Here is a 13200-nt window from a genome sequence, read left to right as displayed (position 1 = left end):
GGAGGAAAGCCCGGCGCGATGCCCGCGCCGGAACAGTCACTTGCTGTAATTGGCGCGCCAGAAGTCCTGCCACTCCTCGCGTCGGTCGAAATCGCTGAGGCCGGTGGATGAATCGTACCCGAAGAGCCGATCGGACACGGCCATCAATCCGGACGGCTCGTCGGCGGGCATTTTGATGTCGGTGTTGGTCGGCAGCTTGCCGTCCTTCATCTGCGGGGCGATGCCTTCCTCCGTGAGGATATAGTGGACGAAGAGCCTGGCGGCGTTCGGGCTCGCAGTCTTGGAGGCAATCAGCCCGAGCTTGACGTAGGTCCAGCCGACCCAGGGGTCGAGATCCTTGCAGATGCCGAGCTTGTAGCCCTTTGCTTCGTTGTCGCGGAACTTGGCCGAACTCAGGAGACCGAAGAACGGCGCCTTCTGCCCCGGCGCGCCCACGGCCTCGGCCACGGGGTCGTCGCCGTCCGTCGCAAGCGGCGCGTTCTCAGCCAACGCCTTGATCCAGGCGGCGGATGCGCTTTTCTCTTCCGTCTGCAAATCCTGGCCGAAATGCGCCTTGTAGGCGGCGGCGACCTTGTCGTCGCCATGCGCCTCCATCTGGTTGAACCAGTCGGTATAGGTGCTCTTCGTCAGCGGGTCGACGAGCGCGACCTTGCCCTTCCACTTCGGCTCCGTCAGTTCCCATATGTTGGAAACCGGGCATTTGTCATAGGCTTCGGTGTTGTAGGCCCAAACATTGGCATTGGTCGAAATCGCCAGCGGATTTCGAAACTCCGCCGGTATCTTGGCAGCCATGTCCTCCGGCAGATAACTCTGCACGAATTCCTCCGGCAGGAGCTGCGCCAAGGCTGCCGGTGCATCGGTGATCAGGACAACGTCGCCCTGCACATTGTCCGCCTGCGCCTCACGGATGATCATTTCAAGTTGGCTGTTCGCCGACACCTTCATGCCGGTCGCCTTCAACCCGTACTTGGCGCTGAAATTTTCCGCCATCTCGACGATCTTGCCGGTGCTGTCATAGATAGTGATCGGTTTTTCGTTTTTTGCCGCCGCGATCACGCGATCGAGGTCGAACCCGTCTGCTGCAGCAGCCGTTGTCGAAATCACTCCGGCTGCGACTCCGAGCGCGGCCACCGCCGTCCGCCCTATTCTGTGAATATGCATTCTCATCATTTCCTCCCGCTTCTGGCCTTTATTTCTGATAGTTCACGCGCCAGAAATCCTGCCACGTCTCACGCGCGTCCCAGTCGTCGAGGCTGGTCTCCATGCTGTAGGGCAGAAGCTGATCGAGAACGGTCGCGATTCCCGACGGTTCGTCCGACGGCAGAGCCACTTCCCTGTTGGTCGACATCTTGCCGTCCACGGCCTGGGGAGCGATCCCTTCGGCGGTCAAGACGTAGTGGATGAAGAGGCGCGCAGCATTTGGGCTGTCCGTGCCCTTGGTGATCAGCCCGACGCCCGGATAGAGCCAGCCGACCCATGGCTTCAGGTCCTTGCAGAGGCCGAGCTTCATGCCCTTTTCCGCATTGTCGCGGAACTTCGCGGAGCTCATCAGTCCCATGAAGGGTTCCGATTGGCCGGGCGCCCCGACCGCATCGGCCGCGGCGGCGTCCGCATCGGTCAGGAGCGGCGCGTTGGCGGCAAGCGCCTTGACCCAGGCCGCGGTCGCGCTTGCTTCCTCGGTCTGGATGTCCTTGCCGTAGAGCGCCTTATAGGCGGCAGCGACCTCTGTGTCGCCGTGCTTGGCCATTTGGTTGAACCAGTCGACATAGGATGCCTTCCCGAGCGGATCCTGCATGGCGACCTTGCCCTTCCACTTGGGCTCGGTCAGCTGCCAGATATTCGTGACCGGGCACTTGTCGAAGAGTTCGGTATTGTAGGCCCAGACATTGGCGCTGGTAACCACCGTCAACGGGTCCTGGTACTGCGCCGGGATGTTCGCCGCGAGATCCGGGGGCAGCCAGCTCTCGGCAAATCCCTGCGGGATGAGCTGCGCCATGGCGGCCGGAGCGTCGCTGATGATGGAGACGTCGCCCTGAATGTTGTTGGCCCGGGCCTCGCGGATGATCATCTCGAGCTGGGCCGACGCCTTCACCTTCGAGCCCTCCGCGCCGACGTCGTATCTGTCGGCGAAGTTCTTGGCCATCTCGACGATCTTGCCGGTGCTGTCATAGACGGTGATCGGCTTTTCCTTGCGGGCCGCCTCGACGAGGGCGTCGATATCGAAAGGCTCCTCCGCCCGTGTTCCGGTACCAAGCACGTAAAGCATCGCAGTCGCGCAAAGCAAAAATCTGCCGCTTCTCACACTCCGCTTCATATTGTTTCTCCCTCCGCAGGTTTTTCCTGATGTTGTCGTTGTCAGTTGTAGGCTAGGCCTCTCAGTCGCGCGTCCGCCTCCGCAATCCGGCGGCCATCTGTATCGAAGACATGCAACGCCTCCGGCGGCGCGAAGAAGAACACTCTGGCGCCCTGCTCGATCCGCGGCAGAACATGGGTCGTCAGGAACAGGGTGTGGCTCTCGCTCCTGAGCTCCAGGATCCAGTTGCCCCCCGTCGGCAGAACGCCGGTCACGGTCGTCTCCCCGGAGAAGCTGCCCTTCGGCACGTCCTCGATCCGCGTTGCATAGCCGATCGCCTCCGGGCGGATTCCGACGGAGCCTACCCCCGCGAGGTGCGGACAACGGGCGGCAAGATAGGCGTCCGCCTTGTCGGCCACGTCGGACGTGCCCGTCTGACCGAAGGTCAATATGTTTATCGGGGGGCTGCCGACAAACTCTGCGACGAACCGGTTCGCCGGACGATCGTAGATGTCGTTCGGCGTGCCCATCTGCTGCAGAGTCCCCTCATTCATGACCGCGATGGTCGTCGCGAGCGTCATCGCCTCCCATTGATCATGGGTGACGAAGACGATGGTCGTCTTGAATTCCTTATGTAGCCGCTTGAGCTCCGCCCGCATCTCCAGGCGCAACCGCGCATCGAGATTGGAGAGCGGCTCGTCGAGGAGCAGCACGCCGGGGTTGATCGCCAGCATGCGGGCAAGAGCCACTCGCTGCTGCTGGCCGCCGGACAGTTGCGACGGATAACGGTCCCGGTATTTGGCGATATCGAGCGCCTGCATGATGCGCTCGACGCGCTCCTCCCTTTCGGCTTTGGGGAGCTTCCGCAGTCTGAGGCCGAAGTCCGTGTTGCGCTCGATCGTCAGATGCGGCCACAAGGCATAACTTTGGAAGACGAGGCCCATCTCCCGCTTCTCCGGCGGTACAAAGACCCCGCCGGCCACGCAGTCGACCACACATTCGCCGATCCTGATTTCGCCGCCCGACAGATTCTCGAGTCCGGCAATCATTCTGAGCGTCGTGGTCTTCCCGCAGCCCGAGGGGCCGAGAAGGCACATGAATTCGCCGTCGCGGATCTCGAGGTCGAGGTTGGACACGGCGTTCGCGGAATTCACGCCGTAGTTCTTCTGCGCACCGCGCAGGTTGATCGTGGGCATCAGCTTCCAAGTCCTTCTGCAAGATTTGTGCGGGTCAGCTTCTGGGCGATGAGCGTGCCGCAATAGGCGATGGCAGCGATGATGAGCACCACGGCGTTCGCGGCCTGCGTGTAGTGATAGTCGACCAGCCGCAACGAATAGGTGGTCAGCACATCCGTGCTCGGCACCGCCAGGATGACGAATAAGCTGAGCCCCTTGATCCCGGAGATGAACGGCAGCAGCACGCCGGTCACGAGCGAGCCCTTCTGGATCGGAATGACGATCGAGATCATCCGCCTGAGCCAGCCGGCTCCCGCGACCTGGGCTGCCTCCTCCGGGTCCTTGCCGAGCTGCGTCATGGCCGAGATGCCGGCGCGCGAGGCGTAGGGCATCTGGTCGGCGATGAGCGCCAGCACGAGGATGATGACCGTGCCATAGAGCGCCGGCAATGGGCCGCGGGGAACCGCGAACAGCGACAGATAGGCAGCAGCAAAGGCGATGCCGGGCACCAGATAAGGCAGGAAGGTCACCTGCCGAAGATAGACCGACAGGAGGCGCACCGGCGTGCGGATGACCACGTAGCCGACCAGCAGGCCGAGAATGCCGGAGGTTACCGAGGCGATCCCGACGATCGTCAGCGTGTTCCTTGCAGCGTCCCAGAGGTCGGGGCTCAAAAGGATGCCGGTCTTCAGGGCAATCGTGTCGAGATCACGACCGATCCAGTAGTCCAGCGTGAAGTTGTCGAGCGTAAACCTCGCAGGCATCTTCATGACCGTCGACAGCAACAAAGTGAGGAGTGGCAAGCCCACGCTCAACAGAAAGACCGTGGCGGCGAATCCCGCCGCCGGCAGGCGCATGCGGCCAAGCCGGCTCTGCCGGTTCATCGACCCTTTCGAACCAATCGTGACGAACCGGCGAGCCTCGCGCACCAGCCGCGCATCGATCCACAGAGTGATGATGCCTATCAGCATGATCGAGCCGGCGATTACCCCGGCGACGCCCGTCTGGCGCGAGGCGATGCTGCGGAAGAGCGACGTCGAAAGAACTTCGAACTTGACCGGCAGGCCAAGCACATAGGGCACGCCGAATTCTCCCAGGCACTTGGCGAAGATGAGCACCATCGAGGAGAGCAATGCCGGGCGCATCAGGGGCAGGATGATCTGCAGCGCCACCTGGTGGCGCTTGGCACCGAGGATGCGTGCCGAATCCTCGAGCTGGGAATCGAAGCGCCTGAGCGCCGAGCCGAACAGGAGAATGACGAAGGGCGTGTAGTGCAGCGCGAGGATGATGGTGATCGGAAACCGGCCATAGGCGAGCCAGTCGGGCGGTGTCAGCCCCGTCGCTTCCAGCCATCCGGGCTGGCCGCCGACCGTACGGTTCTTGAAGAGCGTCGTCCAGGCGAGCGCGAAGGTCCAGGCCGGCAGCATGTAGGGCACGATCAGCGCGGTCGCGAACCAGCGGCGCCCGAACATGTCCGTTCGGCTTATGAGCCAGGCAAGCACAGTGCCGACCAGCAGCGAGAGCGATATGGCGCCCACGGCAACGGAGAGCGTGTTGAAAAGCGGGCGCCAGAACAGGTCCGCCGACACCGGCGAGAACAGCGCTCTGTCGAGATAATAGAGCGTGAGATCGCCGACATCCTTGCTCAGGCGCCGCTCGTGCCCGAACTGCACGCGAACGGCGTCGAGCACGATGGAAATGATCGGAACGACGATCAGGTACGTGAACAGCAGCGCCGTCAGAACACCGATCAGGGTCGTGGGTTCACGCAGGGCAACCTTCAGCCGATAGCGCCATGCCTGCCAGGCCGAAGGCGCGGCAGACCGGGTTTCAGCCGCCGCCGCCTTTGCCGGTTCACTTAGAAGAGCCATTATTCCTCCCATGGCCGCTTATGCTTATTTCGCCGGCATCGATGTCCGCCACCGCGCGCTGAAGCCGAAAGCTCTCGCCTGTTGTACGGCACCGGCAGCCCGCCTCCGTTCCTCCCGGGCCATGCCGTTGCTGTGACGTCGCCGGCAGCAGCGTCGCGGCGTCTCCTCTCACTGAGACAAACCGCGATCTCGTCCGGCCCGTTGGCGGAATAAAAATTCCAAAATCCGCGTCTTTATGGAACGTATGATCGATTCAGACCGTCCGTTTGTCAACAGAAAAATGCACACGTGAGCAATCATCTATCATCTTGTATTTGCTACGTCTTTTTGATACGCACACGTGTTCAGTTGCGTTACCGGTCCGGAACAGGCCCGGTGTGGCTGCCGGGGTCCAGGAAAGACAGCTGGGAATGAGAGCCGACCGGCCGCGGCCCGCGCAATTTTCCGCTTGGAACTTTTCGCGGTTCATGGCCTCTGGTAGAGGGCTGATCGATGCCGAAAGGAGGACGGATGGCGAGGACTTTTGTGACGGCCGAGGAGGTCGCAAAGCGTGCGGGCGTCTCGCGCTCGGCGGTATCGCGTACCTTCACCCCCGGTGCCAGCGTCTCGAAGACGGTCCGGCGCAAGGTCCTAAAGGCTGCCCGCGAGCTGGGCTATCGCGTCAATCGGCTGGCCCAGGTCTTGAACAATGACCGCTCCAACCTGATCGGCGTCGTCGGCGCCAATCTCTCCTCGCCCTTCATTTCCAAGCAGCTGGACCTGCTGAGCATCGGGCTCTTGCGCCAGGGCAAGCAATGCCTCCTTCTGAATGCCGCCGACGCCCGCCAGGACATAGCCCCTCTGATCGAGCTTCTGTTCGAGTTTCGCGCCCAGGCGATCGTCGTTCTCTCCGGCGAGCCGCCCGCCTCGATCGTCGATGAATGCATCGCCAATGGCGTGCGTCTCATCCTCATCAACCAGCGTCTCGACCGCACGGATACGAACATGGTGCTGAGCGACGATTCCCACGGCGCCGACCTCGCGGCACTGCGGCTGATAGAGTCGAGGTGCAAAAAGGTCGCCGTCGTCACGAGCGGCAGCCAGACCCCCGCCCAGTTGCGCCGGGCGAAAGCGTTCACGCAGCGAATGCAGGCCGAGGGGGTGGACGTCGTCGCCTGGTCGGGCGGTCCGACGAGCTACGAGTCCGGGGTGCAGGCGGGGCGTGAGCTTCTGGTCGACAAGGCGATCGACGGCGCCTTCTGCGTGACCGACCTTTTGGCGCTCGGCTTCCTCGATGCGGCGCGGCTGGAAATGAACCGGCGGGTACCGCAGGACGTCTCGATCGTCGGCTTCGACGACATCCCGCAGGCCGGTTGGAAAAGCTACGGGCTCACGACGGTTGCCCAATCCTTTCAGGCCCTGACGGAAAAGGTACTTTCAGCTCTGGACAGCGACGAACCGGAAACCCGGATGCAAGTCGTGCCGGTGACCTTGGTGGAGCGGCAGACGGCGCGCTAGGTGTCGAAAACCCACTTCAGGACGGAAAACCGCTGTACACTTTTCCGGCTTCAGACGGGCTGGCGGATGCGGCTCTCGATCAGGAGGCCCCTGTCGTCGAGGATCGGGTGGGCGACCGAGGCGACATGGGCATTGATCCGCTTCAGGTCGCGCAGCATGTCGAGATGCAGCGAACTCGTCTGCATGCTGTCCAGCCGCCCTTCGCGCAGGCGCTGCAGATGGCATTCCGCCGATTGCTTCTCGAGCCGGCGCACCTCTTCCTTCACCTCCACGAGACGCCGCGCCAGCTCCGCGTCGCCAGTCGCGAAAACAGCCTGAGCCATGCGCATGTTGTCGAGCGTGATCGCGAAGAGCCTTACGAGTTCGCCCTGACCGTCCTCCGAAAAGCGCAGGCCGAGGCTGATCTTTTTTGCGATCTCGGGATGCAGCCCCTTCTCAATGATATCGCCGATATGCTCGAGGTTGATGGCATAGTCTACGATATGCCGGGCCCGGCGGTGGTCGTCTTCCGTCATATCGTCCTTGCCGACCCGCGACACGTAGAGCTTGATCTCATGCTGGATCCGGTCCACCCGCCCTTCGAGCATGCTGATATCGGCAAGCATTGAGAGGTCGTTCCCTTTGAGCGCGTCCAGGGCCCGCACCAGCATGCCCTCGATCAGGTCGCCCACCGCCATGACCTCGCGCCCGGCACCGGCAAGTGCGGCGACGGGTCTCGCGAGGGCCTCCATGTCCAGATAGCGTGGCCCGATGTCGCTCTCGGTCTCCTGCGGGATGAGGCTGGCCGTGAGCCGGTAAAGGAGAGGCGACACTGGAAAGGCGATCATCGCCACGGCCAGGTTGAACAGAAGATGGGCATCGACGGCGAGCTTTTGCGGCGAAAGCCGTGCTAGCTCCATGAATTCCGCACAATAGCCGGCCAGCGGCAGGGCGATGACGCAAGCAATAGCCCGGACGATGAGGTTGCCGATCGTTACGCGCCGCGCGCCTGCGGAAGCGCCGAGCGTCGCAAGCACCGGCGGCACGGCCCCGCCGAGGTTGGCGCCGAGGACAAGAACGACGACGAGCGCGGTCGAAATGCCGCCCGCAGAGGCCAGCGACAGGATGAGCACCACGATGGCGAGACTGGAGGAGGCGAGAACCGCAAGTGCGGCGGCGAAGAACAAAGCCACCGGCCAGGCATTGTCGAGCATCGCGAGGAAGGCGCCGAGTGCCGGCGACTGCAGAAGCGGATCGGTCGCGTTTGCGAGCAGATGCAATGACAACAGCATGAGGCCGATGCCAACGACAGCGCTGCCGGCACCGCTGCGCGCGCTGGACCGCGTTCGTCCGAGGGCAACTCCGGCGAGAATAAGCAGCGGCGACAGCCAGCCGAGGCCGAGCGCCACGATCCAGGCCGTGGCGGCCGTCCCGACATTGGCGCCCAGCAACACGACCTGTGCCATCGCCGGCGCGATCAGCTCCTTTTCCACGAAAGAGGCGACCATGAGTGCGGTCGCAGTCGAACTCTGAAGGGCCACTGTGGCGACGAATCCTGCAGCGAACGAACGCAGCCCGCCGCGCGTGCCGGCGGCGAGGCCGGTTCTCAGCCGCGCGCCCCAGGCCCTCGACATGCCGTCCTTGACCTGTGCCAGTCCGTAGAGCAGCAGCGCGACCGCGCCGAAAAGATTGATCCCGACAATGGCCGATTCCATGAGCCCACCTTAGCTGCCTGCCAACGCGGTTGACGCGACGGTGCGCCTCTCTTCCCGCGCGGCATAGCCCATCCGACTGCCACTCACGTGGGGGCGTCCTGCCGTACGGGATTCGAGACAACGACGATCTGCGCCTCACCATTTTCCGCGCGGTCCAGAAACAGACTCAACGCTCCCAGGAATATGGCGACGAAGCCTTTCACCGAACTGTGTCGGGTCCTCGGCTCGCATCCGAACCGTTCGGCCAGAAAGCGATAGAGGGGCAGCCGCGATTTTTCGATATGCGGCAAAGCGAGTGATGCCCCCTGCCGAAGACAGTACCAATCGGCGACGAGCTCGATCATCGGCAGGCTTCTCAGCTCGGCGATGTCGATCGCCGAAGCGTGCACCAAAGCGGAAAGCATCGGCGCGCCGCCGGCGGTCTCTTCGGTGAAGAGGCACGCGATCTCCTCGAGCGTGAGGTCTGCCACGCGCTCGACGACTGCCGGCGGCCATTCCTCGGGAAAATAGCGGTGACTGACCAGTGCCCGCTTGTGTGCCCTGAGAAAGGCTCCGTAAGTGGAGACCGAAAAGGCGGCCTCCGGCTCTTCGCCGTGCAGCGCGACTTCTCGTTCATAGGCGCTGCGGAGCCGATGGTCGGCAGGCAGTCCGGACAGCTCCACCGTCTCCACGACGACGCTCCCCTCTCCCGGATGCGCGATCTTGAGAGCCGGCGGAAAGGCGACGAGCGACGGGACCGCGATATTGGTCAGCGACCGGTCTCCGCTGCCGCGGCGCGTGACGCCTTCCACATGAAGATGCCCGCTGAAATGGAGCGACAGTCCGGCCGCAAGCAACGCCCGCTCGACATCTTTTCTGGGTGTACGCCGGGCGATGTTGGTCTCGCCGAACAGCGCTGCCTCTGCGCCAGTCGCACCATCGAAAGGGTCGAGCACCGGATAGTGCGAAAAGGCAAGCAGAGTTTTCCCGAGCCTCCGTGCCCGTGCGCAGACGTCGGCGATCCAGGAGACGACAAAGGGCTTGCAGCGGATCATCGCGTTCCAGCCGCCCGAGGTGCTGTCGATGAAAGCCGCTTCCTCACCCCATTCAAACGTCCCGTTCACAGGCTCGAAGACATTGGCATCGATCATCAGCAGCCAGAGGCCGGGCTCGGGTTCGACCAGATAGGATGCGTCCATCAGCTCGTAGTGGTTGCTGCCGTCCGGTGAGGCCACCCCGTATCGACGGTCTTCGACCGCATCGGAGGTGCCGAACGGGGTCTCCCAATGGAGATATTCGGACCTGCGGAAATAGCCGAAGGCCGCCATCGGATCGAGGCCCGCCGGATAGCCTTCGCAATACATGCGGTCACTGACGGCAGCGCCGCTGCCCGCGCTGTTCGCATCGCTGGTGACGAGAATGCCCCGGCCGTCGCGGCCGAGGAATTGCTTTGTGTGATGCCTGCCCCGCGGCCCGAAGATGTCGTGATTGCCGGGAAGCGCATAGAACGAGATGTCGAACGCATCGGCATGCTCACGGAGAATGTCCCGCAGAGCGCTCGTGGTGGCGCGCTGGCCGTCGTCCGTATAGTCCCCGAGCAGCACGACGTGTCGGATGCCGCGCCGGCGCACCTCGGCAAGGGCCGCCAGAAACGCTTCCGCGCTTTCGTTGAAGACGCGTGTGGATTGCCGGGTATCCGCCCAGCTGCGCATGGTGATTTCCCGACCCTCAACTTCCACTCTGGCGAAGCCGAAATCCGCTTTGAGATCGTGGAAATGCGCGTCGGCGATTACGGCGACGGCCGGCCGGGTGCGCTTCAACATGGCCTCTCCTTCTGCCGTTCGCGCTCGATCATGTCGATCCAGACGGAGGCTCTCCTTGCTGCCTCGTAGAGCATCGGCTTGGGCGTCTCGAACCATTCGTCCGGCATCAATTGCCTGCGCGCGCGGATCGCCGCCACGGCATGGTCAAGCGTCGGGTAAAGGTTCGGTTGCTGCTTGTGCAGGAAGAGTGCGACGAGCGAGACGGAACGGCTTCGTCCGCCGCGGCAGTTGACGAGAATGTTTCCGCCGTCCCGGAACGGATAGGTGGGCCGCTTCGGCATCGACTGGCGAAGCGCACCGTCGAGTACGTAATAGGCTCCCAGAATCATGGTGTCTGGGCTGCCCTCGTCATCGATCATGCCGATCTTGTAGTAGCGTATTGCCGCGAACCCGGACGCCCTGCGCTCGCCACCCGCCTTGTCGGAAGGCACCTCGACATAGTTGATGTCGAGGTTGATGGCACAATTGACGACGGCGGTGATGCCGTTTCGTCGCAGAAGCCCCAGGTCGCGCGCGCCTTCGCTGCCGCCGATGTAGAGAGCGGAGCCGTGCGGCCCCAATCCCTCGGCAATCAGGCTGATGGCCGGTCGGGTATGGACAGGTGCATCCATGCAGTCTCCTTTTCGCGGCCACGCCGCGTCAGTCTCCAAGACGATCGGCCGGTTCCGCGCGCTGGTCAGGCTGGAGCAATCTGCCGGTCCGCCGGCATCGCACATGCGGCCAAGGGTATGTTCGAGGCACGGCTCGTGTCCGATGCAAGGCCGGGCGCCACGGCAAGAGCCGGGCCGCCGGCGTCCAGGCTGCCGATCTCGAGATATGGGCAGACGACTCCGCCCGCCTCGCTCACGAGCAGTAGGCCGGCAAGGCAATCCCAGGAATTCATGTGCAGTTCAATATAGCCGTCCAAGCGGCCATCAGCGACGTAAGCGAGCGCCAATGCGCCGGAACCGGCGCGGCGAACATTGGCGCCCATGCCGAGCAGCGCTTCCATGACGCCGAGATAGGCCGTGTTCGGAACGCGCATCGACCAACCCATTTCCAGCGACGCAGCATCGAAGCGGATTGTTTGAGCGACCCGGATGGGAACCCCATTACGCGTCGCGCCCGCGCCTCGGCGCGCGAAGTAGAGTTCGTCCAGCGCCGGATTGTAGATCGCGGCGATCTCGGTCGACCCGCTTTGGACAAAGGCGATCGAGATGCAGAAATGCGGGATGCCCCGCGCGAAGTTCGCGGTGCCGTCGATGGGATCGACGACCCAGACCCGATCGCTTATCGCTCCCCCACCCTCTTCGCCAAAGAAGCCGTCTCCCGGAAAATGCGCGGCAAGCGCCTCGCGTATATGGGCCTCGGAGGCCTCATCCACCTCGGTCAGGAAGTCCTGAGGCCCCTTCATGGAAATATTCTGCCTCGCCTCGCCCTGAAATCCTTTCAGGATCAATGCGCCGGCAGAGCGAATGACCTCGCGACAAAGTTCTGCTCGACCATCGAGGTCATCGGAAAAAGACTGTCGACTCACTGACGCTTCCACTTCATTGCACACGCGCGCAATATTGCACACGTGTTCATTGCGTTCAAGACCCCTGAGCAGAGCCACTGCCGCAAGAGTTGGCGTCCAGGCAGGAGCGCGTGGCTCCGCAAGTTCAGTGGTCCGGCAGAGGATGCCACCCCATGCCAATCCATCGAGCGCGGTAACGCGATCGCGTTCCGGTGCCATGCATTCCATTGCGGCAAACCATCCAGAAAAATTTGTAAATTTAAATTTGCAAATCCCTGCAACACATGTAGAAAATACAACATGTAAGATAACAACAATCGGATTTTCAGCGTCTCCCCATGCTTGTGATTCTCGCCGATGATCTGACGGGTGCTCTTGATTCAGCTGCCCCGTTTGCGGGCCGCGGGCTTCGTACGGAAGTCGCTCTCGCGCTGGACTCCGTGGATGCTGCACTGGCGGACGCACCGGACATTCTCGTCGTCAACGTGAAGTCCCGCGAGGTTTCCGCGGATGAGGCGCGCAAGGCGACATCAGACGTCCTGAAGCACATCCCTGAAAGTGCGCGGATTTTTAAGAAAGTCGACTCACGGTTGAAGGGCAATATCGAAGCTGAGCTCGACGCCACCCCTTTTGCCTGCGCGGTCGTCGCGCCGGCTATCCCCGATTTCGGCCGCATCGTGGTGGACGGCCATGTCCGGGGGTTCGGCGTGGAAGCGCCGATCCCGGTCGCCGAAAGGTTTGGCCGACATGCGGGTCGGACATTGATACCGGATACGATGTCTCGCACAGACATGCTCGCCGCCTTGGCAAGCGCCGAGGCGGCCGGCTGCGACCTCATGATCGGCGCGAGAGGGCTTGCCGATGCACTTGCCCATCTAATGACGGATAGCGAAACGCTGCCGCTGATACCGCTACCCCGGCAACCTATACTGATCGTCGTCGGATCGCGCGACCCGATCACGGTCGAGCAGGTCGACGTGCTGCGGGAAAACCATTCCACCGAATATGTCCCGGCAGCCGGAGGCAGGGTGCAGCAGCCCAGCGCCCCCGCAACCGGGACGGTGACCATCATTCAGGCGACCGAGGGCGTAACGCCGCTCGGCCCGGCCGAAGTCTCCGCCAACCTAGCCGATAGCGTCGTTCCGGCTTTCACCGGCGGGGCCGCGACCCTGCTTCTTACAGGTGGTGCGACAGCCGAGGCAGTGCTGGAACGGATGGGCGTTTCCCGATTCCGCCTTCTGGGCGAATGCATGCCCGGGATCGCGCTGGCCTTTGCCGATGGCCGCTATATCATCACGAAGTCCGGCGGCTTCGGCGGGCCGGACACGCTGAGCGACATCGCAAGGCAAATAATGGGGGAGGCGAGATAGACG

10 protein-coding genes are annotated in these 13200 nt (G+C 63.0%); 2 read left to right on the top strand and 8 right to left on the bottom strand.

What is annotated here, in order from left to right; all coding sequences use genetic code 11:
- Window positions 1-36 precede the first annotated feature (36 nt).
- The 4 genes from PZL22_RS04660 to PZL22_RS04645 are packed head-to-tail and all read right to left on the bottom strand — an operon-like array spanning window position 37 to window position 5339.
- Window positions 37-1167 carry an ABC transporter substrate-binding protein gene (locus tag PZL22_RS04660; protein WP_033048927.1) on the bottom strand — a complete coding sequence of 377 codons (1131 nt, stop codon included), beginning with the start codon at window positions 1165-1167 and terminating at the stop codon, window positions 37-39.
- Window positions 1168-1189: 22 nt separating this feature from the next.
- Entirely contained in the window at window positions 1190-2314 is a 1125-nt protein-coding gene (locus PZL22_RS04655) for an ABC transporter substrate-binding protein (protein ID WP_003532070.1), read from the bottom strand.
- 41 nt (window positions 2315-2355) lie between these two features.
- Window positions 2356-3489: an ABC transporter ATP-binding protein gene (locus tag PZL22_RS04650; protein ID WP_003532068.1), complete on the bottom strand. Its 1134-nt coding sequence runs from the start codon at window positions 3487-3489 to the stop codon at window positions 2356-2358.
- Window positions 3489-5339, bottom strand: a complete 1851-nt coding sequence (locus tag PZL22_RS04645; protein WP_015008681.1) for an ABC transporter permease — start codon at window positions 5337-5339, stop codon at window positions 3489-3491. The genes PZL22_RS04650 and PZL22_RS04645 overlap by 1 nt, the downstream gene beginning before the upstream one ends.
- Window positions 5340-5849: 510 nt before the next feature.
- Between PZL22_RS04645 and PZL22_RS04640 the strand changes: the two genes are divergently transcribed.
- Window positions 5850-6836 carry a LacI family DNA-binding transcriptional regulator gene (locus tag PZL22_RS04640; RefSeq protein ID WP_003532065.1) on the top strand — a complete coding sequence of 329 codons (987 nt, stop codon included), beginning with the start codon at window positions 5850-5852 and terminating at the stop codon, window positions 6834-6836.
- Window positions 6837-6886: 50 nt separating this feature from the next.
- On the opposite strand, the gene PZL22_RS04635 is transcribed toward PZL22_RS04640, so the two are convergent.
- The 4 genes from PZL22_RS04635 to PZL22_RS04620 form a co-directional block, all read right to left on the bottom strand.
- Entirely contained in the window at window positions 6887-8530 is a 1644-nt protein-coding gene (locus tag PZL22_RS04635; protein ID WP_284718193.1) for a Na/Pi cotransporter family protein, read from the bottom strand.
- Window positions 8531-8613: 83 nt separating this feature from the next.
- Window positions 8614-10332: a metallophosphoesterase family protein gene (locus PZL22_RS04630; protein WP_284718192.1), complete on the bottom strand. Its 1719-nt coding sequence runs from the start codon at window positions 10330-10332 to the stop codon at window positions 8614-8616.
- Complete coding sequence (locus PZL22_RS04625; RefSeq protein ID WP_284718191.1) at window positions 10326-10943, bottom strand: dual specificity protein phosphatase family protein; 618 nt, start codon at window positions 10941-10943, stop codon at window positions 10326-10328. Before PZL22_RS04625 ends, PZL22_RS04630 begins: the two co-directional genes overlap by 7 nt.
- Window positions 10944-11008: 65 nt before the next feature.
- A complete protein-coding gene (locus PZL22_RS04620; RefSeq protein ID WP_010975064.1) occupies window positions 11009-11848 on the bottom strand; it encodes an inositol monophosphatase family protein in 840 nt (279 codons plus the stop codon).
- 317 nt (window positions 11849-12165) lie between these two features.
- Between PZL22_RS04620 and PZL22_RS04615 the strand changes: the two genes are divergently transcribed.
- Window positions 12166-13197, top strand: coding sequence for a four-carbon acid sugar kinase family protein (locus PZL22_RS04615; RefSeq protein WP_127517191.1), 1032 nt, complete (start codon window positions 12166-12168; stop codon window positions 13195-13197).
- The last annotated feature ends 3 nt before the right edge of the window (window positions 13198-13200 follow it).

The sequence above is a fragment of the Ensifer meliloti genome (assembly GCF_030064585.1).
In the GTDB taxonomy this organism is placed as follows: Bacteria; Pseudomonadota; Alphaproteobacteria; order Rhizobiales; family Rhizobiaceae; genus Sinorhizobium; species Sinorhizobium meliloti.
Note: the sequence above shows the minus strand (reverse complement) of the source record. Positions and strands in the feature narration are given on the sequence as shown.